General features: G+C 71.5%; 21 protein-coding genes. 7 read left to right on the top strand and 14 right to left on the bottom strand.

Features of this window, described 5'->3' with window-relative positions; genetic code table 11:
• Positions 1 to 5: 5 nt before the first annotated feature.
• From AB0L65_RS21910 to AB0L65_RS21890, 5 genes are all read right to left on the bottom strand, one after another.
• Positions 6 to 350, bottom strand: coding sequence for a hypothetical protein (locus tag AB0L65_RS21910; protein WP_364248180.1), 345 nt, complete (start codon positions 348 to 350; stop codon positions 6 to 8).
• Complete coding sequence (locus AB0L65_RS21905; RefSeq protein ID WP_364248178.1) at positions 347 to 751, bottom strand: YbaB/EbfC family nucleoid-associated protein; 405 nt, start codon at positions 749 to 751, stop codon at positions 347 to 349. Before AB0L65_RS21905 ends, AB0L65_RS21910 begins: the two co-directional genes overlap by 4 nt.
• 106 nt (positions 752 to 857) lie before the next feature.
• On the bottom strand, positions 858 to 1,262 hold the full coding sequence (locus tag AB0L65_RS21900; RefSeq protein ID WP_364248176.1) for a hypothetical protein: 405 nt from the start codon (positions 1,260 to 1,262) through the stop codon (positions 858 to 860).
• Entirely contained in the window at positions 1,259 to 2,149 is an 891-nt protein-coding gene (locus AB0L65_RS21895; RefSeq protein WP_364248174.1) for an SseB family protein, read from the bottom strand. Before AB0L65_RS21895 ends, AB0L65_RS21900 begins: the two co-directional genes overlap by 4 nt.
• A 27-nt stretch (positions 2,150 to 2,176) precedes the next feature.
• Complete coding sequence (locus AB0L65_RS21890) at positions 2,177 to 3,976, bottom strand: glycoside hydrolase family 15 protein (RefSeq protein WP_364248172.1); 1,800 nt, start codon at positions 3,974 to 3,976, stop codon at positions 2,177 to 2,179.
• 98 nt (positions 3,977 to 4,074) lie between these two features.
• On the opposite strand from AB0L65_RS21890, the gene AB0L65_RS21885 reads away from it, so the two are divergent.
• Positions 4,075 to 7,020, top strand: coding sequence for a BTAD domain-containing putative transcriptional regulator (locus AB0L65_RS21885; protein WP_364248170.1), 2,946 nt, complete (start codon positions 4,075 to 4,077; stop codon positions 7,018 to 7,020).
• 1 nt (position 7,021) lies between these two features.
• Here the strand turns inward: AB0L65_RS21885 and AB0L65_RS21880 are convergent, their stop codons facing one another.
• The 3 genes from AB0L65_RS21880 to AB0L65_RS21870 all read right to left on the bottom strand — a co-directional run bounded on the left by AB0L65_RS21880 (position 7,022) and on the right by AB0L65_RS21870 (position 10,333).
• Positions 7,022 to 7,981 carry a hypothetical protein gene (locus AB0L65_RS21880; RefSeq protein WP_364248168.1) on the bottom strand — a complete coding sequence of 320 codons (960 nt, stop codon included), beginning with the start codon at positions 7,979 to 7,981 and terminating at the stop codon, positions 7,022 to 7,024.
• Positions 7,978 to 9,360 (bottom strand): AMP-binding protein, encoded by a 1,383-nt coding sequence (locus tag AB0L65_RS21875; RefSeq protein ID WP_364248166.1) that lies wholly within the window; start codon positions 9,358 to 9,360, stop codon positions 7,978 to 7,980. Before AB0L65_RS21875 ends, AB0L65_RS21880 begins: the two co-directional genes overlap by 4 nt.
• A gap of 229 nt (positions 9,361 to 9,589) precedes the next feature.
• Complete coding sequence (locus AB0L65_RS21870) at positions 9,590 to 10,333, bottom strand: hypothetical protein (protein ID WP_364248164.1); 744 nt, start codon at positions 10,331 to 10,333, stop codon at positions 9,590 to 9,592.
• An 87-nt stretch (positions 10,334 to 10,420) separates the two neighbouring features.
• Between AB0L65_RS21870 and AB0L65_RS21865 the strand changes: the two genes are divergently transcribed.
• Complete coding sequence (locus tag AB0L65_RS21865; RefSeq protein WP_364248162.1) at positions 10,421 to 10,873, top strand: NAD(P)H-binding protein; 453 nt, start codon at positions 10,421 to 10,423, stop codon at positions 10,871 to 10,873.
• Here AB0L65_RS21865 and AB0L65_RS21860 read toward each other — a convergent pair.
• Positions 10,841 to 11,056 (bottom strand): Arc family DNA-binding protein, encoded by a 216-nt coding sequence (locus tag AB0L65_RS21860; protein WP_364248160.1) that lies wholly within the window; start codon positions 11,054 to 11,056, stop codon positions 10,841 to 10,843. The genes AB0L65_RS21865 and AB0L65_RS21860 overlap by 33 nt on opposite strands.
• A 29-nt stretch (positions 11,057 to 11,085) precedes the next feature.
• Between AB0L65_RS21860 and AB0L65_RS21855 the strand changes: the two genes are divergently transcribed.
• Entirely contained in the window at positions 11,086 to 11,628 is a 543-nt protein-coding gene (locus AB0L65_RS21855; protein ID WP_364248158.1) for a transposase, read from the top strand.
• Positions 11,629 to 11,640: 12 nt separating this feature from the next.
• Positions 11,641 to 12,306 (top strand): transposase, encoded by a 666-nt coding sequence (locus AB0L65_RS21850; protein WP_364248156.1) that lies wholly within the window; start codon positions 11,641 to 11,643, stop codon positions 12,304 to 12,306.
• A 256-nt stretch (positions 12,307 to 12,562) separates the two neighbouring features.
• Here AB0L65_RS21850 and AB0L65_RS21845 read toward each other — a convergent pair whose 3' ends face one another.
• Both AB0L65_RS21845 and AB0L65_RS21840 read right to left on the bottom strand, forming a co-directional pair.
• Entirely contained in the window at positions 12,563 to 14,284 is a 1,722-nt protein-coding gene (locus tag AB0L65_RS21845; protein WP_364248154.1) for a protein kinase, read from the bottom strand.
• Positions 14,281 to 15,990 carry a protein kinase gene (locus AB0L65_RS21840; protein ID WP_364248152.1) on the bottom strand — a complete coding sequence of 570 codons (1,710 nt, stop codon included), beginning with the start codon at positions 15,988 to 15,990 and terminating at the stop codon, positions 14,281 to 14,283. The genes AB0L65_RS21845 and AB0L65_RS21840 overlap by 4 nt, the downstream gene beginning before the upstream one ends.
• 132 nt (positions 15,991 to 16,122) lie before the next feature.
• On the opposite strand from AB0L65_RS21840, the gene AB0L65_RS21835 reads away from it, so the two are divergent.
• The 3 genes from AB0L65_RS21835 (at position 16,123) to AB0L65_RS21825 (ending at position 19,029) form a co-directional block, all read left to right on the top strand.
• Entirely contained in the window at positions 16,123 to 16,779 is a 657-nt protein-coding gene (locus AB0L65_RS21835; RefSeq protein ID WP_364248150.1) for a methyltransferase domain-containing protein, read from the top strand.
• Positions 16,780 to 17,215: 436 nt separating this feature from the next.
• Positions 17,216 to 18,478, top strand: a complete 1,263-nt coding sequence (locus AB0L65_RS21830) for an MFS transporter (RefSeq protein WP_364248148.1) — start codon at positions 17,216 to 17,218, stop codon at positions 18,476 to 18,478.
• Positions 18,479 to 18,540: 62 nt separating this feature from the next.
• Positions 18,541 to 19,029, top strand: a complete 489-nt coding sequence (locus AB0L65_RS21825; RefSeq protein ID WP_364248278.1) for a hypothetical protein — start codon at positions 18,541 to 18,543, stop codon at positions 19,027 to 19,029.
• Between the two features lie 606 nt (positions 19,030 to 19,635).
• Here the strand turns inward: AB0L65_RS21825 and AB0L65_RS21820 are convergent.
• From AB0L65_RS21820 to AB0L65_RS21810, 3 genes are read right to left on the bottom strand one after another with little or no spacing between them, the layout of a single operon-like run.
• Complete coding sequence (locus AB0L65_RS21820; protein WP_364248146.1) at positions 19,636 to 19,992, bottom strand: ArsC/Spx/MgsR family protein; 357 nt, start codon at positions 19,990 to 19,992, stop codon at positions 19,636 to 19,638.
• A gap of 19 nt (positions 19,993 to 20,011) precedes the next feature.
• Positions 20,012 to 21,349 carry an ATP-binding protein gene (locus tag AB0L65_RS21815; protein WP_364248144.1) on the bottom strand — a complete coding sequence of 446 codons (1,338 nt, stop codon included), beginning with the start codon at positions 21,347 to 21,349 and terminating at the stop codon, positions 20,012 to 20,014.
• A gap of 26 nt (positions 21,350 to 21,375) precedes the next feature.
• Positions 21,376 to 22,032: a response regulator transcription factor gene (locus tag AB0L65_RS21810; protein WP_350728207.1), complete on the bottom strand. Its 657-nt coding sequence runs from the start codon at positions 22,030 to 22,032 to the stop codon at positions 21,376 to 21,378.
• Positions 22,033 to 22,129: the final 97 nt, after the last annotated feature.

Below are 22,129 nucleotides of genomic sequence, written 5' to 3'. Positions count from 1 at the left end.
GGGCCTCAGATTTCCTGCACCCGCCCGGCCGCCATGTCGCGCTTGATGTCGAGATCCATCTTCAGGGTGTTGTCGACGGCCGTGCGCACCCCGCTCCCCGCGCCGGTGATCTCCTTGGCCAGCTGGGTGCACTGGCTGAGCATCTGGTTGGGGCCGTCGTTGCGGAAATGGGCGGCCCTGAACGCTTCCCCCTCGGCGCCGGGACCCCACGGGGCGGCTTCGAGCGCCTCCTGGACCAGGGCGACCAGCCTCGCCGACTCGTGTTCGAGGTCTTCGGCCATCGTCGACCACTCGGACAGCCCCCGGTCCACGCTGGGCTTGATGATCTGCGTACCGTCCCAGAGCCTCATCGTTCACCCTCCATCCGCTCGGCGAGTTGCGTCAGGGCGGTCTCGACGTCGCCGTCGAGGTGTGCCTCGAGCTCCGCACGGGGGATCACCGGCTCGAGGATCTCCGTGACGCGCTCGCGGGCGCCGGCCGCCGCCCGCTGAGCCGTCTCGACGATCGTGTCGGCCAGCTGCCGTGCCTCCGGCCGCCGGTAGATGCGCGGGTCCAGATCGAGCCGGACGAGCTCGCCACGCGGGCCGACCGTGACCGACACCAGGCCGTCGCGTGACTTCTCGGTGAACTGCACCCCTCTGGCCTGGGCGTGCAGCTCCATGCCCGCGTTCTGGATCTGCCGGAACATGTCGCGCAGCTCGTCGGCGTATGCCCTCATCGCCGCCGAATCAGGCTGGTCGAGCGACTCCATGACACCCCCCTGAAGCCAGGCCTCCCGTCTACGGGAAATCCTCTTACGAAACTTCCACGTTTCTAGTTAGTTTCCGTCACATGAACACCATCAGACAAGAGTGTGTTCAAAAGTGTTGTTTCCCGACATTTAGTGGTTCGGTGTGTTCGTGGAGGTCCGTCACCTCGGCCCGGGGCACCCAGAGGCGGTACACACCCCGCTCGACGCGCTCCAGCCCGAGCTCCACCGCCGCGGGCGCGGACCCGCCCAGGTATTCGAGCAGCAGCCGCCCGTCACGCTCGTCGTGCACGTGGAAGCGCTCCCCCCGCCAGGTGCACACCGTCGTCACGAAGTCCAGGGCCGCGCACTCCGACGCGGGCACCGGGCGTACGTGGCAGCCGGGCTCGACCTCCTCGAACCCGTCCGCCGGCTCGGGGCTGCGCAGCCGGATCCACAGCTCCAGGGAGTGCGGCTCGGGGCTGGCCACGTAGTCCGCCCCCTGCCAGCGGGCCCGGTAGAAGTGCCAGCTCATCCCGTCCGCCTCCCGACCAGCAGCCACCGGCCCAGGTCGCCGTGGTAGATCGCGCGCCGGTGCTCCGTCCCTCCCGAGGTGAGCTCCCAGATCTCCGCGCCGTGCGGCAGGCCCACGCCGTACACCTTGTACTCGCGGATGACCTGGTCGACGTTCGGCACCAGGCCCATCCCCACGAACGGCGGCTCCTCGACCACCCAGCCCGCCACCGCGGCCCTGCCCTCCTCGTCGGTCCCGCCGTAGGGGGTGCGGTAGCCGGCCAGGCCCACGGGGCGCCAGCGCAGGATGTTCAGCGAGCCGTTCTCGGTCAGCAGGTCCGGCTGCCCCAGCGCGTCGGCGAGCACGACGGGCGTCGCGATGTGCGAGACGTCCAGGGCGTGATGGCAGTAGCCGGAGACGCGCGGCTCGCCCCCGGTCAGCAGGTCATGGACGGCCGCGGGGGTCAGCAGCTTCTGGACCGCCGGCACCCCCGAGCCGGGATCGAGCACGAGGTCCACGGCCAGCGTGGGCACCGCCAGCCTGGCCACCGTCCCCGACTCCAGCATGAAGGCGGCCGTCAGCCCCGGATTGATCGCCAGCCCCCACCGCGGGTCCGGCCAGCCGGCCGCCAGCTCGACCAGCGACAGGACGCGGCAGTGCGTGGCGACGCCTCCGGTGGCCAGCCGCATCGCCTCAACAGAGGTGTAGCCGAGCAGCCACGTCCGCTCGGCGTCGGCGGCGGTCGCCCACGCGGGGGCCTCGGTCCCGGCCGCCGCGGCGGTGGTGATCGGCAGCGCCAGGTCCGCGTCGCGGAGCAGGCTCAGGCACAGCGCGTCCTGCCCGTCCCGGTGCGCCGCCCACAACCGCTCCTCGAACGGCGTGGTCGGTTCGTGATCACTCGACGTCATCCGCCCAGTTTGCCGGAGCGGAACGCGTCAACCCAGAGCGTGGTCGAGGTTGAAGGCGGCGCTGATCAGCGCCAGATGGGTGAACGCCTGGGGGAAGTTGCCGAGCTGCTCCCCTGAGCGCCCGATCTCCTCGGCGTACAGGCCCAGGTGATTGGCGTAGCTCAGGATGTTGTCGAAGACCCGGCGGGCCTCCTCCACCCGGCCCGCCCTGGCCAGCGCCTCGACGTACCAGAACGTGCAGATCGAGAACGTGCCCTCCGAGCCCTGCATCCCGTCGGGGCTGGCTTCGGGGTCGTAGCGGTAGACCAGCGAGTCGGAGACCAACCCGTCGGCGAGCGCGTCGAGCGTGGACAGCCACTTCGGGTCCATGGGCGAGACGAACTTGGCCAGGGGCATCATCAGCACCGACGCGTCCAGCACGTCATCGCCGAAATGCTGGACGAAGGCGTTCAGCGTGGCCGAATAGCCGTTCCGCATGATCTGGCGGTAGATGCCGTCGCGGGCCTCGCGCCAGCGCGGGATGTCGGCCGGGAGCCCGCGGTGGATGGCCATGCGCATGGCCCGCTCGATGGCCACCCAGCACATGAGCCTGGAGTAGACGAAGTTCTTGCGCCCGCCGCGGGTCTCCCAGATGCCTTCGTCCGGCTGGTCCCAGTTGTCGGAGACCCAGTCGACCAGCGTGCACAGCTCGTCCCAGCGGTCGCTGGAGATGGGCTTGCCCCATTTGTCGTACAGGTAGACGGAGTCGATGAGCGCGCCGTAGATGTCCATCTGGAGCTGGTCGGCGGCGGCGTTGCCCACGCGTACCGGGGCCGATCCGCGGTAGCCCTCCAGATGGGTGAGCTCGCGCTCCGGGAACTCGACGCGGCCGTCGATGCCGTACATGATCTGCAGCGGGGCCGACTGGTCGCCGCGGCCGAGCGTGACGTGCTCCGACAGGAAGTTCATGAACGCCTCGGCCTCTTCGGTGAAGCCCAGCCGCAGCAGCGCGTACACGCAGAAGGCCGCGTCGCGCACCCACACGTAGCGGTAGTCCCAGTTGCGCGGGCCGCCGATCTGCTCCGGCAGGCTCGTGGTGGGGGCCGCGACGATGCCGCCGGTCGGCGCGTACGTGAGCAGCTTCAACGTCAGCGCCGAGCGGTGCACCATCTCCCGCCACCTGCCGCGATAGCGGGAGCCGGACAGCCACGACCGCCAGAACCGCACCGTGCCGGCCAGCTCCTGCTCGGCCTCGGCGAGCGCGCACGACTTCGGGCCGAGCCCCATGTCGGACCGGTCGAGGGCGAAGACGGCCTGCTCGCCCTCGGAGAGCGTGAACCATGCCCGCACGTCACGCCCGTCGCTCTCCAGCGGCACGGTCGAGGTCAAGGTCAGGGAGAGCCCGGATGACTCGAACGTGGCCCGGTCGTCGTGCAGGCGCACGCTGTGCTCCTGCGATGCGTAGTCGAACCGGGGCGCGACCAGCACGCGGAACGGCAGCGAGCCGCGTACGCAGACCAGCCGCCTGATCAGCCGGTGCCGGTCGGCCTCGTGCGTCTCCTCCTCGACGACCGGCATGAAGTCCTGGACCTCGGCCATCCCCTCATCCGCGAAGAACCGGGTGACCAGCACGTTCGTGTCGGGGATGTAGAACTGTCTGGTCCGTATGTCGAGGTCGGCGGTCAGTTCGAAACAGCCGCCCCGCTCGGTGTCCAGGATCGAGCCGAAGACGCTCGGCGCGTCGAAGCGCGGGCAGCAGTACCAGTCGATCGTTCCGTCCGTGCCGACCAGGGCGACCGTTCGCAGGTCGCCGATCAGCCCATGTTCGCCGATCGGCAGATATCCCATGACATCAAACTAGACCCGTCAAGGTCGGCAGTTGCCAAAACATCCGGCAAGGGATGTACTGCGTCGTGGGTCCGGACGGCCTCGGGGAGATTGCCACGATGGATTTCTCGATTCTGGGATCCTTACGCGTCCAAGGCGCAGAAGGGCCCGTTCGGCTGAGCGCCAAGCAGCGCGCGGTGCTCAGCGTCCTGCTGCTCCACCCCAACGTCGTGATCTCAACCGAGCGCTTGGTCGCCGCCGTCTGGGACGACCCGCCGCGCTCGGCCGTGGCGAACCTCCAGACGTACGTCTCGCAGCTGCGCCGCGTCGTCAGCGGCACCGCGCTCCGCCTGCGCACGGAGCCCGCCGGGTACGCGTGCGAGCTGTCGCCCGACCGGCTCGACCTGCTCGCGTTCGAGGACGTCGTACGCCGGGCGCGGCGCGCGCGGCAGGCGGGCGAGCACCAGGCCGCGGAGCAGGCCTACAAGGCTGCAGTGTCCCTGTGGCGGGGCAGGCCCGCCGAGGACAGCCGGCTCGGCAGCGCCATGGAGCCCAGGATCGCCGAGCTGGAGGAGCAGCTCCTCCTGGCCAGGTCCGAGTGGATCGACGTCCGGCTGGAGCTCGGCGGGGAGGACCTGGTGGTCGAGCTGCGCACGCTGGTCGCCGCCCACCCGCTGCGCGAGCGGCTGTGGGCGCAGCTCATGCTGGCACTGCACAGGAGCGGGCGGCGCAGCGAGGCGCTCGACGCCTTCCGCCAGGCCCGCGCGGTGCTCAGCAGCGAGCTGGGCATCGAGCCGGGCCGCGAGCTGGCCGACCTGCACGCCGCCCTGCTGGCCGGCGACCCCGCGCCGAGCGCCCCGGTCTCCCCGCGGGTGCCGCTGTGCCAGCTGCCCGCCGACACCTCCGACTTCGTGGGCCGCAAGGCCGAGCTGGACGTGCTGCTCCCCGCCGCGCGGGCCCGGCCGGAGCGGATGTCGCCGCCCATCGTGGTCGTGTCGGGGCTGCCGGGAGTGGGGAAGACCACGCTCACCGTGCACGCGGCGCACCTGTTACGCGCCGACTACCCCGACGGGCAGGTCTTCCTGCGGCTGGGCCGGGACGCGGCCGGCCCGCGGCGGCCGGAGGACCTGCTCGGCGAGCTGCTGCGCTCGCTGGGCGTGGACGGAACGCTGGTCCCGGGGCCGCTGGAGGAGCGGGCGAGCCTGCTCAGGCAGCGCCTGGCCGACATGGGCGTGCTCATCGTGCTCGACGACGCCCAGGACGAGACCCAGGTGCGCCATCTGCTGCCGGGCACCGCGCGCAGCTGCGTGCTGGTGACGTCCAGGTCGCGGTTGCCCGCCCTGGAGGGGGCCACCCGGCTGCAGCTCGACCTGCCCGGCGAGCACGACGCCCGGCTGCTGCTGGAGCGGGTGGCGGGCGGGGCGCGCTTCCGCGCGGCGCCCGAGGCCGCGCAGGCGATCCTGAAGGCCTGCGGGCTGCTGCCGCTGGCGATCAGGGTGGCGGGCGCGCGGCTGGCGATCCGCCCGTCCTGGCCGGTCGGCGTGTTCGCCAGCCGGCTCGAGGACCGGCGGCTCGACGAGCTGATCGTGGGCGGGCTGGACGTGCGGGGCACGTTCGGGGAGAGCTACGCGGCCCTGCCGGAGCCGGCGCGGCGGGCGTTCCGGCTGCTGGGGCTGGCCGACCTGGGGAGCATCGCCGAGTGGTCGGCGGCGGCCCTGCTCGGCTCGTCCGGGTTGGAGGCGGACGCGGCGCTGGAGACGCTGGTCGCCAGGGGGATGCTCGACTCGCGCGAGGTCGACGGGGCGGGACAGCCGCGTTACCGCCTGCACGACCTGTTACGCGTGTACGCCGAAGAGCGGGCCCGGGTCGAGGACGACCTGGAGGAGCAGCGGGCGGCGCTGACCCGGCACGTGCTGGAGTGCCTGCGCCGGCTCAGGGCGGCCACCAGCGACCTGCCCATCCCGACCGCGCCGCCCTTCCCCCAGGCGGAGGCGATCGACGGGGTCGGGATCGCGTGGCTGGCCGCCGAGCGCAGGACGCTCGTCCACAGCGTGTCGGCGGCCGTCGAGCTGGGGATGGCGGAGGAGGCGGCCGAGCTGGCGCACCACCTGTCGGCGTACCTGAACCTGGAGGGGTTCTTCGACGACGTGGAGCGGCTTCAGGGGATCGTGATCGCGGCGGCGCCGAGCGAGCGGATCGCGCTGCGGGCCGAGCTGGTGCTGGCCGGGGTGCCGCTGTCGCGCGGGGCTTACGGGCCGGCGGGCGAGCACTTTCAGCGGATATATCAGGACTGCTTGCGGATCGCGGACTCGCACGGGGCCGCGTACGCGCTGATCAACCGGGCGGCCTGCCTCCACGGGGCCGGGCTGTTCGAGGAAGGGCTGGAGGAGGCGTACCGGGCCATCGCCCTGATGGAGGAGCTGGGTGACGAGGGCGGGCTCGACTACGCCTGGACGTGGCCCGTCTGGATCCACATGGAGCTGGGCCGGTACGGCGAGGCGGTGCGGCTCTGCCAGGAGCGGCTGGCCAAGGCGGGGGAGGACCGGCGGGCCCGCGGCGACCTGCTGCGGGCCCTGGGCACCGCCTGCTACCTGCGCGGAGAGGTGGCCGAGGCCGTGTGGTGCTACCAGGAGAGCCTGGTGGTCAGCGAGATGATCGGGGATCGCGTCGCGTCCAGCAAGGTGCTGCGCAGGCTCGGCGAGGCGCTGGGGGCGCTCGGGCGGTTCGACGAGGCCGTGGACGCGCTCGATCGGGCCAGGTCGCTCTTCCGCGAGTGCGGGGACGGGCTGGGGGAGGCGCTGGCCACGTACGCGCTGGGCGAGGTGCGGCTGCGGCAGGGGCGCGCCGCGGAGGCGCTCGGCCTGCTGGTCACCGCCCGCGACGGGCTCGGCCCCGGCGGGCCGCCGACCTGGCGGGCCCGCGTGCTCAGGGAGCTCGGCCGCGCGTACGCCGAGCTGGGGGAGCACCCGTGCGCGGCGGCGGTGTGGCGCGAGTCGGCCGAGCTGTTCGAGAGCGGGCCGGAACGGGCCCAGGTCGAGGGCTTCCTGAACGAGGCCCGGGGCTGACCTACTCGGCCGGGCGGTGCCGTACCACGGGGACGGTTGCGAGGCCCGACTGCCGTGCCGCCCGCCGGGCGCTTCCCGGCGTGGGGCCCTCGCCCACGATCTCGCCGTCGGCCAGCGCCACCCACACGCCCGCGGGGATCATCTCGCCCAGCGCCCGCTCCACCACCGGCCGCGACGGCGCGGGGACGGGGCGGGTGCGCCAGAAGAGCCACTGCGCGACGATGAGCGGGCCGAGCGGGGTCAGCAGCGGTATCGCGCCGCTCCCGGACAGGAAGGCCGTGGCCGCGACGGCCAGCAGCGCGGCGTCGATCCCGGCGGCCAGCCAGCCGGCGCGCCGGCCGTACCTCTTGTACGCCACCAGCGGCCACAACGTGAGCATGAGGCAGTCGCCCAGCCCGACGAGCGAGGCGTCGGCGCCGTAGCGGGTGGCCAGGACCGGCGCGAACGGCAGCCCGTCCAGCCGCGCCACGAAGTCGAGCGTGAGCGAGCTGAGCCCGGTGGCGAGCGTGTCGTAGCAGGTCAGCGCGGCGGCCAGGGCGGCCACCTGGGCCGGGGTGACGGCCGTCTGGACCCAGAGGTTGACCACGCCGACGACGAGCAGGATCACCGCCACGTCGTTCAGCACGAGGACGGCGGGCTCCCAGCCGGCGAAGTACGCGGCCACGTCGCCGCCGACCAGCACCGCCGCCGCTATCGCCGCCGTCCGCCCGCCGAGCACCGGCGCCAGCGTGAGCTGCGCGAGCGTGAACACCACGACGCCGAAGATCGTCACGACGATGCCGACGGGGATGTGCAGGTACGCGAACGGCATCGCCACCAGCGCCACGATCATGACGGCGATGTCGGACCCGACGAACTTGCCGACCGGCGGGCGCGGGATCTCGTACCGGGACAGGAACAGGGCCGCCAGCGCGACGGTCAGCGCGATGAGCGTGTGCAGGCCCAGGACGTGCGCGGTCATCGGACTCCGATCGGGAGGTGCGCGGCGTGCTCGAAGCTCTGCTCGATCAGGTCCGCCCGGACGTGGCAGGGGCGCGGCAGGTCGTCCGGGCTCTCGACCAGCACGATGCCCTTGAGCTTCGTCGCGGCGGCCCGCTCCTCCAGCCGGCTGAGCAGCGCCGGGTCGTCCTTGCCCGACACGACGTGCAGGATCCCGTCCTCGACCGCGAACCTGGTCGGCAGCGGCAGCGCGTGTTCCGCCTGCAGCAGGTCCAGCACGTCACGGGTGGTCACGTCGCCGTCCACGGCGCGTCCCAGGATGCGGGAGGTCGCCGGGATCGCCGCCAGCGCGCACGTGGGCGGCTCGGGCAGGGTTCTGACCAGGTCGCCGGTGACGTACCGGAGCAGCAGCGTGGTGTCGCGGAAGGTGGAGTACGGGGTGACGACCAGGACACCGAGCGCGTCCGGCCCGGCGGGCTCCATGGTGACCGGGTCGAGCACCTCGATCAGGCCCTGGTCGGAGGGCAGATGCAGGTGGCCGTCATTGCACACCCGCCCGGTGACGGGCGCGATCTCGGTCATGGAGTAGCCGTCGTAGACCCTGGCCCCCAGGGCCTCTTCGGCGCGCAGGCGCAGCGCGTCGGTGAGCACCTCGCCGCCGGACGTCACCTCGATGAGCCCGAAGTCGCGCGGGCTCCAGCCGCCGCGTTCGGCCTCCTGCACGAGCGCGGCCAGGTAGGAGGCGGTCACGTTCAGGTGCGTGACGAGGGGCTGCTTGCCGGGGACGTGCATCGGAGTGGCCAGCCGGTCGAGGGTGGCGCGCGGGTCGATCATGCCGAGGTGCACGAAGCCCGCGCCCGTCATCGGCACCGCCCGCTCGGCCACGATCTGGGCGATGGAACGGGAGCTGATGGCGTTGGCCCACAGGTGCTCGGAGCGCAGGCCGCCGTTCAGCATCGCGGCGAGCGCCGCCATCGACGACATCAGCTCGATCTCGTACGCGGAGAACCACACGAGCGTGGGGCTGCCGGTCGTGCCGGTCGTGTGCGCGAGCACGGCGGGACGGGCCAGCTCGGAGACGAACGCGGCGGACATGCCGCGCAGTGCCTGCTTGGGGGTGGGCGCGATGCCGGCCAGGTCGTCCGACTCGAGAGCGCGGTAGTACGGGACCTCCGCGCGGGCGTGCCTGATCGTGCGGCGCAGGCGCCGCTTGGTGAGGTCCTCCTGGATCTCCGGGTCGGCGGCGGCGAGCATGTCGTCGGAGCCCTCCCCGGGCGATCCGAACGCCTCCATGGTCGCCCGCGTGTCCTCCACCAGCGCCCGCACGTCCTTGATCCGGAACCTGCGGCCGGACATCATCGTCCACGCGTAGCCCAGTTGCCGCACCGCTGTGCCGAACACGCCTCGCCCTCCTGTCGCGATGGTGCAGTGTGTCCCCCGGGCCCGGAGCTCCCGGGGGACACCTGGGTGTCAGCCGTTGAGGACGAAAACCGCGGTCGACAGCGTGCTGATGGCGTACTTGGCGTACCGGCGAACAGTCTTGACCATGGGACTCTCCCTCGTTGTTCGGGGCAGAGGGGCTTCTCGCGCCCCTCTGCCGTAAACGATCAGCCCGGGTCCTACAGGGTCGCTACAAGCCCGCTACAACCCTGCGCCGCCGCAGGACCAGGCCGGTTGTGGAGGCGAGGACGAGCAGGCCCCCCACGCCCACCAGCACCCGTCCGTCGGGGCCCGCCTCACCACCGCCACCCGTGTCGGCCGCGCCAGCCGGGGTCTTGGTCTTCGTGCCCGTCTCGCTGGGGCCGGCGCTCGTGGTCTCGTCCGTCTCGCCGGGGCTGGGGCTGGGGCTCGTGGTCTCGCCGGTTCCGGGGATGGTGAGGGGGTGCTTCGTCAGGGCGTCCTTGTTCTTGACCTCGCACTCGATCGCGCGGTCGCTGGAGTCGGTGCCGAAGTTGATCGAGGCCGCGCGTACGGTGCCGGTGCCCGCGTTGCTGGGTGTCGTCTTCATGTTGACCGTCGTCGCGGGGAGAGGGACGGGAGCATCGGGAATGATCGGCCCGATCGCGGCGACGCCGGTGGCCGACTTCAGCTTTTCGATGCCGCTGATGCCCGCGTAGGCGTACAGGTTGAGGTCGTCCACCAGGCCCGTGGCGGGTGCGCGTAACTCGGAGCCCTCCACGTACGTGCCGTGCCAGCCGATGGCCATCTCCTTACCCACCTGCGCGTCCGTGGGCACCGTCAGCTCGACCTCGACCTTCACGTCCTGGGTCTCGCCCGTGGCGCGGACCTTGCACGCGTACTCCACGACGTCGGCCCGGGCGGGGGCGGACGAGAGCAACAGGGTGGCGGCTGGGACGAGCAGCAGAACACGCACGGCGACTCCTTGCGACGGATGGGGACCATGAGGAGACGGGGCACGGGGACGCCTGGTTGACAGCTCCGGGCGCAATAGGGTGATTGCATGGGGTTCATCGTCACCACCGGTGCCACCGGCCGCCTCGGCGGGCGGGTGGCCGCGCTGCTCGCCGCCGCCGGGATCGAGCAGCGGCTCGTCTCACGGCAGGCCGACCGCGTCGCCCCGCTCGCGGGCGCGAGCGCGGTCAGCGCCGAGTACGGCGATCCCGGCGCGGTGCGGCAGGCTCTCGAAGGGGCCTCGACCGTGCTGTTCGTGTCCGCGTCGGAGAGCGCCGACCGCCTCGACCGGCATCGCACGTTCGTGGACGCCGCCCGCGACGCCGGTGTCGCCCATCTGGTGTACATCTCGTTCTACGGCGCCGCCCCGGACGCCACGTTCACGCTGGCGCGCGACCATTGGGCCACCGAGCAGCACATTCGCGACAGCGGCCTGCCCTTCACCAGCGAACCGGAGGATGCCCTGGCCTCAGGCCGGGGAGGAATCCAGCTTCCCGCGTAGCGGGGCAGAGGTAGCCGAATCGACGTCAGGCGATCCGGCGTCCGCCCCTGAGGCGCGAAGGCCGACGTCGATCAGGTGCAGGATCTCGGAGTTAAGGGATCGCCGGTCGGCGCGGGCTTTGGCGGTCAGGTGCTTGTGCAAGTCGGTGGGGAGTCGCAAGGTGATGCGCACTTCGTGATCCATGTCACCGAGTGTAGTAGTAGAATGGTGGCATGACGACACCAGAAGGGGACGGGGCCGGGAACGCCCGGTACACCTACCGGCTTCGCGTGTCGTCCACCGCCCGCACCGCCCTGACAGCGGAGTGGGGCCGGTGCCGTTGGATCTGGAACGAGTGCGTCGCCAAGTCCAAGCAGGTCTACGTGCACAACAAGGTCAACCCCGGTGACAGGCGGACCTGCGGCCCGGCCCAGCTCGACAAGATGCTGACCGAGGCCAGGCGCATAACCCCGTGGCTGCGCGAGGGCTCGTCGGTTCCGCAGCAGCAGATCGTCCGGGACTTCGGCAAGTCCCGCGCCAAAGCGTTGAAGGACATCCGGGAACAGCTACCGATGCGACAGCGGGCCGGGATGCCGCGCTTCAAGAAGAAAGGCCTGGCCGACCCGACCTTGAACTACACCCGGCACGGCTTCCGGATCAAGGATGGCCGGCTGCACCTGGCGGGCGGGATCGTGCTGACGGTGGTGTGGTCGCGGGACCTGCCCGCCGAGCCGTCCTCGGTGCGGGTCTACCGCGACAGCCTCGGCCACTGGTAAGCCTCGTTCGTCGTGTCCGCCGAGGCCCAGCCGCTGCCCGAGACGGGCGCGGTCGTTGGGGTGGACTGGGGCGTGAAGGAGACCGCCACCACCACCTCCGACTCGCACGACCTTCCCCACGCCGAGCACGGCAAGAAGGCCCAGGCGAAGCTGACCCGCTACGACCGGATGATGGCCCGCCGCAAGCCGAAGAAGGGGCAGCCCGCCTCGAACGGCTACCGGCAGGCCAAAAGACTGCGGGCCAAGCTGCACAAGAAGGTCGCCCGGCAGCGCGAGGACACCGGCCGCAAGTGGGCCAAGAAGGTCGTGGCTGACCACGACCAGATCGCGGTGGAGGACTTCCGGCCCAGGTTCCTCGCCAAGACCACCATGGCCAGAAAAGCCGCTGACGCCGCCATCGGCACCACCAAGAAGGCCCTGATCGAGATGGGCCGCAAGCACGGCCGAGCCGTGCACCTGGTACATCCCGCGCACACCACGATGGACTGCGCGCACTGCGGAGCGAGAGCCAAGCACGCACTGCCGCTGGGAGAGCGCACCTACACCTGCGCCGCGTGCGGAACCTCCTCCCCAAGAGACAAGAACTCCGCCCGCGCGATGCTCATCAGGGCTGGTCTGTGCCCTGCTGGCACTGAGGGCGCAAGACCTCCCGGGTCGCTGGCCCGGGAGGCAGCCTGAGTCAGGAATCCCCTCCTTCAGGGAGGGGAGCAGTCAACTTCCTGCGTGACAACCTCCTCCTCCTATATACGCCGACTTCCTGCCGGGCATGGTGGGGGAGGACGGCGTGATCCGCGGCCGCGTGGCAGGTGGCGGCGTGGGTGTCGACGTACGAGGCCATCGCCGCCGGTGAGCTGGAGGGGGTCGGCGACGCGATCCCCACGCTCACCGGGCACCCCGCGACCACGTTCGAGGAGCTCCTGGCCAAGGGCCAGGGCTAGTCCGGCCACTCCTCGCCCCAGCTCTCGCTGTTGCTGCAGATCTTCACCGTGGCGCTCTTCGTGAACCTCCTCGGGGTGACCACCTCGAAGACGACGTTGTACGTCCCGGCCCCCTTCCAGGTGATGGACGGCAGCAGGGGTTTCGACGACGACGTGCCCTCCTGCCTGCCCTGGTTCTGGCCGTTGACGAGCCACCGGTAGCTGTAGGTGCCCGTGGCCGAGACGGTGGCCCAGATGTTCGTGTCGTTGCGCCAGCAGTCGCTCAGCTTGTAGCCCTCGTACCTGAAGGACACCGACTTCACCCCGCCGCCGCCGCTGGTCGCGGTCGGTTTGGAGGTGCTGGGTTTCGTGGTCGGTCTGGACGTTCGGCTGACGGTGGGCTCAGTGGTGGGCTCGGCGGTGGGGCGGGCCGTGGTGGTGGCTTTGGGGGTAGTGGAGGTCTTGGGCGTTTTCGGGGTTTTGGAGGTCTTCGTGCTCTTGGTGGGGTGCGGGGTCTTGGCGGATCCCTTCGCCCCGGTGCCCGAGCCGGAGACGGTCGGGGTGGAGGCCGTGACGATGTTGGCGGTGGTGGCACGGCCGGGCCACCACGGCGCCCAGGCCCAGGCGGCCACCACGGCGCCGGTCACGACGACCGCGGTCCCGCCGGCCAGGAACGCGAGGATGCGCCCGTTGCCGGAGGATCCCCGTCCGGGGTTGGTCCGGAGGTGGGCGATCGGCGGCTGGTGCGGAAAGGGCCCGCCGGGGTGCTGCGCGGGTCCCCGGTACGGGCCAGGCCCATGAGGTCCGCCCGGGACGGCCCCATATGCGGGCCCTCCCGGAAACGCCCCCGGACCCGCATGTCCTGATCCCATGGGCGCCACGCCCGGCCCCGCCGATCCTTGAGGCATCGGGCCGCCTGGGAACGCCCCCGACCCCGGTCCTGGTGAGGCCGGATGGGCCGAACCGCCTGGCGGAGGTGCCTGGCCGCCGATCAGCTGGAAGAGGACGTCGTGCATGGCCGGGCGGGCCGCCGGATCCTTGGCCAGGCAGGCGTACACGATCGAGCGCAGTGGCTCCAGCACCCCGCCGAGCTGCGGCTCCTCGTACTGGATCCGTCTGAGCACCGCGGGCACGGAGTCGTTGCCGAACGGCGGGGCGCCGGTGGCCGCGTACACCATGACGGCCCCCCACGCGAACACGTCCACCGCCGGACCCGCGGCGGCGCCCATGAACTGCTCGGGCGCCATGTACGCGGGCGTCCCCACGACGCTGCTGGTACGGGTCAGCGCGGCGTCCATGGCGCGGGCGATGCCGAAGTCGATGACGCGCGGCCCGTCGCGTCCGAGCAGGACGTTCGCGGGCTTGAAGTCCCGGTGGACGACGCCGGCCCGGTGGATGGCGGCCAGTGCGGTGGCCGTGGCGACGGCGAGTCGTTGCAGGTCGGCTCCGCTATGGCGGCCGGCCTGGTGGAGTGAGGGGCCGTCGACGTACTCGGTCACGATGTACGGTCGTGGGCCGCCCAGCGAGGCGTCCAGCACCTGCGCGATGCAGAACGGCTCCACCCGCCGCGCGGCCGCGATCTCCTTCGCGAACCGGCCGTCACCCGGCAGCCCCTCGTGCAGCGCCTTGACGGCGACCCGGGTGCCGTCGGGGGCGGTGGCCAGGTAGACCACGCCCTGGCCGCCCTCGCCGAGCTGCTTGACGACCCGGTACGGGCCGATGGCCTCCGGCATCATCATGTCGGGATGGCGCAGACGTTGAACGACACGCTCTTCTGCGTCGCCGACGGGGAGGTGACCTTGAGGGCGACCGTGTGGCGCCCGGCCTTGAGCATGTACTGGCCGGAGGTCGCGAACGCGGTGTACCCGCCCTCGGACACCCACGACCTGTTCCCTGTGACCGCCTTGCCGTCCAGCAGCCACTTGTAGGAGACCCACACCTTCTGCCGGGTCGACTCCACGTTGGTCTGGAAGTGGACCGGCGGCATGTAGCAGCCGCTTCCCTGACTCTGGCCGGGGCCGCCGAACAGCTCGATCTCGAGGATGCTGACCCTGGCGTTCGCGACCGGTTTCTTGGTGGTCTTGGTGGGGGTGGGAGCCACGGTCGGGCGCGCCGTGGTGCGCTTGGGCGTGGGCGTCGCCGACGGTGGAGTGGACGTGACCTTGGGGGTGACCTTCTGGGTGGGTTTGGGGGTGGCCTTGCGGGTCTTCCGGGGCGGCGTCTTCGTGGCCGGGGGCTCCGTGGTCTTGGTGATGGCGGACGGGCTGAGCTGATCGGCGGCGAACGACGCCTGGCCGGTCTGCTTCGACCAGGGGGCAAGCCAGACGACGCCACCGACCAGCGCCACCACCATGACCCCCGACACACCCACGGCCACCGGAAGCACAACCCGCCGCCCAGCCACCCCCCGCCGCCCCGGCCCATGCCCCTGGCCTGGGCCATACCCCTGACCCGGCCCAGGCACCGGTCCTTGCCCCGGCACCGGCCCATATCCCGGCCCGGGCAACGGTCCTTGACCCTGCGCCGGCCCACGTCCCGGCCCTGGCATCGGACCTTGCCCTGGCACCGACCCGTAACCCCGCCCCTGCCCCTGCATTGCCGATCCTGGGATCGGACCGGACCCCGCTCCCTGGGGGACCCCGGGCCCCTGCCCCCCGGAGTTCTGCCCGCTCAGCAGCCGCAGGATGACGTCCCGCATCGTCGGCCGGGCATGCGGATCCTTGGCCAGGCAGTCGTACAGGATGCCCCGTAACGGATGCGGGACGTCGCCGAGCTGGGGTTCGTTGTGGAGGATGCGGTTGATGATGGCCGGCAGCGTGTCCTGCCCGAACGGCGGCGTCCCGTTGGCCGCCCACGCCATGACCGACGCCCAGGCGAACACGTCCGCCGCCGGCCCCACCGACTGCCCCGCCAGTTGCTCGGGCGCCATGTACGCGGGCGTGCCGACGATGCTGCTGGTGTGCGTGAGGGCGTCGTCCATGGCCCGGGCGATGCCGAAGTCGATGACGCGCGGCCCGCCGGGACCGAGCAGGACGTTCGCGGGCTTGAAGTCCCGGTGCACGATGCCCGCCTGGTGGATGGCGGCCAGTGCGGTGGCCGTGGCGACGGCGAGTCGTTGCAGGTCGGCTCCGCTGTGGCGGCCGGCCTGGTGGAGTGAGGGGCCGTCGACGTACTCGGTCACGATGTACGGTCGTGGGCCGCCCAGCGAGGCGTCCAGCACCTGCGCGATGCAGAACGGCTCCACCCGCCGCGCGGCCGCGATCTCCTTCGCCAGCCTGTCGTCGAACCCCGCACCCTCGCGCAGCACCTTGACCGCCACGGGACCCCCGCCGGGAGCCTGCCCGAGGTAGACGGTCCCCTGGCCGCCCGCGCCCAGCCGGCCGAACAGGCGGTATTCCCCTACTGTCGCTGGGTCATCCTCCCGCAGCGGTTCGACTTGCGGCATGAGAGAAGTGACTCCTGAGACGGGGGCGGCTGATCGTTACGTACGATAGCGACTGCATACGGATTTGTGGCGAAGTTCCGGATCTGTCGGAAACCTTCCGGTAACTCGGGGCGCGGCCAGAAGGGTGCGATCATGCCGCTGACCACGGACGACGAGTTGGAGGGCTCGCCCGTCGTGGCCAACAGCCTCATGAACCGCGAACGCCGCCTCCCCTCCTACAACCGAGAGCTCGGCATCGACGTCATCGACGTGCTCCGCGCCACGGAAGCCCGGCCGGCGCGCTGGCTGGACCTGTGCTGCGGCACGGCGAACGCCCTCAGCGAGGCCACCGCACTGCTCAGACAGGACGCCGAGATCGTGGGCGTGGACCTGGTCGACTTCTTCGCCTGCCCGCCGACGCCGCCACGGCTGCGACTGATCACCGCCTCCGTCGCCACCTGGCGCCCCGATGCCCCGTTCGACCTCATCACCTGCGTACACGGCCTCCACTACATCGGCGACAAGCTCGCATTCCTGGCGAAGGCCGCCAACTGGCTCACCGAAGACGGCCTCTTCGTCGCAAACTTCGACACCCGCAGCATCCGCCTTCCGGACGACACTTCTGCCGGCCGCCGCCTGACCACCGCCCTGCGCTTGCAAGGGATGACGTACGACGGGCGCACCAGAAGGATCAGCTGCCGGGGCCGCAGACGCCTCGACCTCCCGTACCGCTACCTGGGCGCGGACGACCAGGCCGGCCCCAACTACACCGGCCAGCCCGCCGTCAACGCGCACTACACCCCAGCCTGACCGCCCCGGAACTGTCGGTGGAGCCTGGCAGAGTGTCCCCGAATCTTCAGACCGGCACCGGCGACCAGGGGCGAGTGCCGCTACCACGCGCGCGTCGAAAGGGGGCACGGTGTCCGATCGCAGGCACGGGAGCACAACCGAGCCCCAGCCGCTCGACCCCTCCACACCCAACACTCACCACCCCACCGCACCCAACACTCACCACCCCGCCATAGGCGGCCCCCACCACCTCGTGGCACCCGATACCCACCACCTCGCCATCGGCGAAGCCCGCCACCTCGCGACACCCGATGCTCGCCCTCTCGCGGCACCACTCGGCCCGAGCACCCCAGGTGCCACGGGCGTCGAGCCCGATCCCCATGGCACGGCCGCCGTCCCCGATGCCGCCGTTCCAGCCGCTGCGGACGTTCGGGCTGATGCCGACGCTCGGCTCGCCGTGGGTGGGCAGCGGGACGCCGATGACCGGGCGGTCTCGGAGCGTTCGCGTTCGCGTTCGATGTTCGCGCCGCTGGCGGCCAAAGGGTTCAGGCGCTACTACCTGGGTCAGACCGCCTCCGCGTTCGGCGACTCGCTGACCCCGCTGGCGATCGCGTTCGCCGTCCTGCACCTCACCGGATCACCCGTGGACCTGGGGATCGTGGTCCTGAGCACCCGGCTGCCCGTCATCCTCCTGACCCTGCTGGGCGGCGCGGTCGGCGACCGGTTCTCCCGCAGGACCGTGATGCTGCTCGCCGACGTGACCCGCTTCGCCGCCCATGGCATGACGGCAGTCCTGCTGCTCACCGGCGCCGCGCACCTCTGGATGCTGGTCGCCCTGCAGCTGATCGCCGGCGCGGGATCGGCGTTCTTCACCCCGGCCGCGGCGGGCCTCGTGACCGGGCTGGCCGGCAGGGAGCATGTGCAGGCGGCCAACTCCCTGATCTCGATCTCCAGGAGCGCGGCGTCGATCCTGGCACTGGGCGCCGCCGGAGTCCTGGTGGCGCTGGTCGGGCCGGGCTGGGCCATTCTGGTCGACGCGCTGACGTTCCTGGTGAGCGCGGCCTTCCTGTACCGCCTGCCCCTCGAGACGGGCCGACCGCGGCCGAGCGGCGGTGTGCTGGCCGGCATCGGCGGCGGGTTCGCGGAGTTCTCCCGGCACCGGTGGCTGTGGATGTGGACGATCCACAGCGCGCTCACGAACGTACTCGTGGTCTCCCCGATCCTGGTCCTCGGCCCGTACGTCGCCGACCAGCACCTCGGCGGCGCGCCCGCCTGGTCGGCCATCGGCATCGCGTACGCCGTCGGCGGGCTGGCCGGGGGCTTCGTCGGCGCCCGCTGGCGGCCGGGGCGGCCCGTGGTCGCGGCGCTCCTCTTCTTCCTCCTGATGGCCCCGCTCCCGGCGCTGCTGGCGATCCCCGCCGCGCTCTGGTTACTGGCGCTCGCGGCGGCGGCCGCCGGCATGGAGCTGGTGGTCTACAACGTCCTCCAGACCACCTCGATCCAGCGCCACCTCCCCGAGGAATTCGTCGCCCGCGCCACCTCCGTCACCATGCTCGGCGCCCTCGTGGCCGCGCCCGTCGGTATGGGCCTGGCGGGGCCCGCGGCGGCGCTGCTGGGTAGCGGGCCCGTCCTGGGTGCGTGCGCCGTGGCGGCCGTGCTCGTCACGGCTGTGAGCCTGTTCGCGCCGCCGGTGTGGCGCGTTCGTGACGAATCCGTATGAACTTTCCGCCGGGTCCGCCACTCGAAGCATGCGTACTGTTCGACACAGGGGAGATCATCGTGATGAAGGTGCTTGTGGCGGTCCTGGCAGGCGGGGCACTGCTCACCGCCGGCGCGCCCGCGTTCGCCGAGTCCACCCAAACCGCGCTGGGGCCCTACGGCTACGGCAAGGTCCGGCTCGGCATGAGCGAGAAGCAGGCCAAGGCGACCCGAGAGGTCGTGCTCAAGAAGGCCGGCGAGGCGGGCTCGTGCGCGGGCTGGGACCTGACGGCCCTGCCCACCGGCAAGGACAACGTCGGCCTGTACATCTCCAAGAAGCGTGGCGTGGCCCTGATCTTCGCCGCGAAGGGTGTCAAGACGCCTGAGGGCATCGGCCTCGGCTCCACGATGACGCAGATCAAGAAGGCGTACCCGGGCGTCAAGACCGCGGCGAGCGGATACCCGTACGTGAGCGTCCCCGGCAACTCCAAGGCCAACTACTCGTTCCTGCTCTCCAAGGGCAAGGTCTACGAGCTGGCACTCAGCCTCAAGACGCAGGACTGCGTCAACTGACCAAGCGATCCACACGGGGGTCGTAGGACCGCGTGCACCACGCCCCACCCCCGTCGCGGCCGAGGCGGCGCCGGGGGAGTACGGCCACGCACCGCCGGGTCGTCGTCAACGACGGGGGTCGATGCCCGCAGCCGACCGGTGTCGGCATCGATGATCCTCGCCGTCCGTCCCCGCGAGCACGACGACCTGCGCGTCCGCGCGGATGCGGCCGAAATCGGCCGGACGAACGTATGGGTGGCTGCGGGGACCGCTGTGCCGCCGAGATGTGCGCGGGCGTGTTGTCGGGCGGGCAGCCGGGCCGCTGAGAAGGGCGCGGGCGCGTGGCGGCTGGACCGCCGCGGAGCCGAACGCGGATGCGGCGCCTCCCCGACGCTCGGCGGCGATCTGCGGCTCTGGCCGCGCTCGGCGGTGATCTGCGGGTTTGACCGTGTTTGGCGGCGGTCCGTAGCTCTCTGGCCGCGTCCGGTGGCGGTTCGTGGCTCTCTGGCCGTGTTTGGCGGTGGTCCGTTGCGCTGGCCGCCTTCGGTGGTGAGCCGTAGCTCTCTGGCCGTGTTGGGTGGCGGTTCGTAGCTGTCTGGCCCGTTTGGTGGTGAGCCGTGGGGACGGTCAGGGGAGTACGGAGCGGACGGCGTCCTCGGACCGGGCTACCACCGTTGTTCCGTCGTCGGCCGTGATGATCGGTCGCTGGATCAGGATCGGGTTCTCCGACAGCGCCCTGATCCACCGGTCACGGGCGTCCGCGTCGCGCGGCCAGGTGGCCATGCCGAGTTCGGTCGCCCGCGCCTCGCCGGTCCTGGTGACGTCCCACGGTTCGAGGCCCAGCCGGGCCAGGACCGCGCGGATCTCGGCCTCGTCGGGTGGGTCCTCAAGGTAGCGGCGCACGGTGTACTCGGCGGCCTCGGCGTCCAGGATGGACAGCGCGGAGCGGCACTTCGAGCACGCCGGATTGATCCAGATCTCCATGACACCCGACAGTATCGAGCTAATGGAAGGCGAGCGGCAGCGACGCGATCACGACCAGGCCGCCGCCCTCCCGGGGCTCCGCCCGGACGTCTCCGCCATGGGCCACCGCCACCGACCGTACGATCGACAGCCCCAGCCCCGCGCTCCTGGCCGTGATCACGCGCTCGGCCCCGTGCCGGTGGAACGGCTTGAAGAGCTGCGGGATCTCGTACGGCGGCACGTCCGGCCCGGTGTTGCTGACCTCGACCTCGGCTCTCCCGCCCGAGCTGCCGATGCCGCCCGAGCCGCCGAAGCCACCCGAGCCGCCGAAGCCACCAGACCCGCCCGATCCGGCTGAGCCGCCCGACCCGCCCGACCCGCCCGATCCGGCGGAGCCGCCCCAACTGCCGGACACGACTCGGCTCACCACCCGTACCCACCCGGTCCCGTCGTCCAGGTTGTGGCGGATGCCGTTCTCGACCAGGTTGTGCACCAGCCGTTCCAGCAGCAGGGCGTCCCCGACGGTGGGCGCCTGCGCGGTGACCTCGTGCACGGTGACCTTGGAGTCGTGGGCGTCCGCGGCGGTCTGCCTGACCACGTGCGTCACCACGTCGGCCAGGTCCACCGGGGAGCGGTCCGTGATCTCCTGCTCCGACCTGGCCAGCAGCAACAGTCCGGAGATGAGCCGCTCGTGGCGGGCGTTGATCTCCAGCAGGCTCTCGCCCAGCTCCTTGATCTCCGCCGAGGCCGTACGGCGGTGCATGGCCAGCTCGACCAGCGCCCGGTTCAGCGTCAGCGGCGTGCGCAGCTCGTGGGAGGCGTTCGCCACGAACCGGCGTTGCCCGTCGAAGGACTGGTCCAGCCGCTCCACCATGGTGTCGAACGTGTCGGCGAGCGTCTTGACGTCGTCGTCCGGCCCCGCCAGCGCGATCCGCTCGTGCAGCCCGCGCTCGGCCATAGGAGCGGCGGCGATCCTGCGCGCCGTCTCGGTGACCCGGTGCAGCCGGGCCAGCACCCGCCCGGCGACCACCCAGCCGAGCCAGACGGCCACGGCGCCGACCACGACGAGCGCGATCAGGCCCTGCGTGAGGAGTGACGTGATGGCCGCGCCGCGCAGCGTCAGCTCCTGCTGCCGCATCCACTCGTACGCCGCCTCGCCGGAGAGCTCGACGCCGTCCTGGACGAAGAACAGCTGCTTGGACTTGCCCGGCGGGGCGATGAACCGGCTCTCGAACGAGTTCGTCAGCTGCTGGTTGAACAGCAGATAGGTGACGCCGAGCAGGGTCAGCCCGGCGAGCATGAACAGGGCGCCGAACAACAGGGTGAGCCGCAGCCGCAGCGTGGGCCGCGGCCGTACGAGCCGCCTCAGGAAGCTCATGCGAGGGAAGCTCATGCGAAGGAAGCTCATGGGATCCGGTACCCGACCCCCGGCACGGTCTCCACCACCGGCGGGTCGGCGAGCTTGCGGCGCAGCTTGAGAATGGTGAGCCGGACCGCGCCCGTGAACGGGTCGGCGTGCTCGTCCCACGCCTTCTCCAGCAGCAGCTCGGCCGAGACCACGGTGCCGTTCGCCCGCATCAGCTCCGTCAGGACGGCGAACTCCTTCTTCGACAACGGGACGAACCGCCCGTTCCTGAAGACCTCCCTGCGCGCCGGGTCCAGCGTGATCCCGGCCCTGCGCAGCACCGGCGGCACCGCCGGCCGCGAGCGCCGTCCCAGTGCCAGGACCCGCGCGGCCAACTCGGGGAACGCGAACGGCTTCGACAGATAGTCGTCGGCCCCCAGGGACAGCCCCGTGACCCGGTCGTCGAGCTGGACGGCGGCGGTCAGCATCAGCACCCGCGCGTCGCGCTCGGACGCGACGAGCTCCCGGCACACGTCGTCGCCGTGCACGCGCGGCAGGTCGCGGTCCAGCACGACCACGTCGTATTCGTTGACCGCGATCCGTTCCAGCGCCGCCGCACCGTCGCGCGCCAGATCGACCGCGTGCGTCTCCTCGCGCAGCCACTCGGCGATCGCGTCGGCGAGCAGCGGCTCGTCCTCCACCACCAGCACCCGCATCGTGCACCTTTCTTCTGCTTACGGAGCCGAGTGTGGCGTAGACGACGTTTGCTCAAAATAAGCCGCGGAACAAACAGCTGGCGGAAACGCTGAGGAA

This window comes from Nonomuraea sp. NPDC052116 (assembly GCF_040680035.1).
In the GTDB taxonomy this organism is placed as follows: domain Bacteria; phylum Actinomycetota; class Actinomycetes; order Streptosporangiales; family Streptosporangiaceae; genus Nonomuraea; species Nonomuraea angiospora_A.
Note: the sequence above shows the minus strand (reverse complement) of the source record. Positions and strands in the feature narration are given on the sequence as shown.

Excerpts from the sequence above, each read along its gene's own strand:
- AB0L65_RS21910 (WP_364248180.1), bottom strand. The coding sequence starts at position 350 with ATGAGGCTCTGGGACGGTACGCAGATCATCAAGCCCAGCGTGGACCGG.
- AB0L65_RS21905 (WP_364248178.1), bottom strand. The coding sequence starts at position 751 with ATGGAGTCGCTCGACCAGCCTGATTCGGCGGCGATGAGGGCATACGCC.
- AB0L65_RS21900 (WP_364248176.1), bottom strand. The coding sequence starts at position 1,262 with ATGAGCTGGCACTTCTACCGGGCCCGCTGGCAGGGGGCGGACTACGTG.
- AB0L65_RS21895 (WP_364248174.1), bottom strand. The coding sequence starts at position 2,149 with ATGACGTCGAGTGATCACGAACCGACCACGCCGTTCGAGGAGCGGTTG.
- AB0L65_RS21890 (WP_364248172.1), bottom strand. The coding sequence starts at position 3,976 with ATGGGATATCTGCCGATCGGCGAACATGGGCTGATCGGCGACCTGCGA.
- AB0L65_RS21885 (WP_364248170.1), top strand. The coding sequence starts at position 4,075 with ATGGATTTCTCGATTCTGGGATCCTTACGCGTCCAAGGCGCAGAAGGG.
- AB0L65_RS21880 (WP_364248168.1), bottom strand. The coding sequence starts at position 7,981 with ATGACCGCGCACGTCCTGGGCCTGCACACGCTCATCGCGCTGACCGTC.
- AB0L65_RS21865 (WP_364248162.1), top strand. The coding sequence starts at position 10,421 with ATGGGGTTCATCGTCACCACCGGTGCCACCGGCCGCCTCGGCGGGCGG.
- AB0L65_RS21860 (WP_364248160.1), bottom strand. The coding sequence starts at position 11,056 with ATGGATCACGAAGTGCGCATCACCTTGCGACTCCCCACCGACTTGCAC.
- AB0L65_RS21855 (WP_364248158.1), top strand. The coding sequence starts at position 11,086 with ATGACGACACCAGAAGGGGACGGGGCCGGGAACGCCCGGTACACCTAC.
- AB0L65_RS21845 (WP_364248154.1), bottom strand. The coding sequence starts at position 14,284 with ATGATGATGCCGGAGGCCATCGGCCCGTACCGGGTCGTCAAGCAGCTC.
- AB0L65_RS21840 (WP_364248152.1), bottom strand. The coding sequence starts at position 15,990 with ATGCCGCAAGTCGAACCGCTGCGGGAGGATGACCCAGCGACAGTAGGG.
- AB0L65_RS21835 (WP_364248150.1), top strand. The coding sequence starts at position 16,123 with ATGCCGCTGACCACGGACGACGAGTTGGAGGGCTCGCCCGTCGTGGCC.
- AB0L65_RS21825 (WP_364248278.1), top strand. The coding sequence starts at position 18,541 with ATGAAGGTGCTTGTGGCGGTCCTGGCAGGCGGGGCACTGCTCACCGCC.
- AB0L65_RS21820 (WP_364248146.1), bottom strand. The coding sequence starts at position 19,992 with ATGGAGATCTGGATCAATCCGGCGTGCTCGAAGTGCCGCTCCGCGCTG.
- AB0L65_RS21815 (WP_364248144.1), bottom strand. The coding sequence starts at position 21,349 with ATGAGCTTCCTGAGGCGGCTCGTACGGCCGCGGCCCACGCTGCGGCTG.
- AB0L65_RS21810 (WP_350728207.1), bottom strand. The coding sequence starts at position 22,032 with ATGCGGGTGCTGGTGGTGGAGGACGAGCCGCTGCTCGCCGACGCGATC.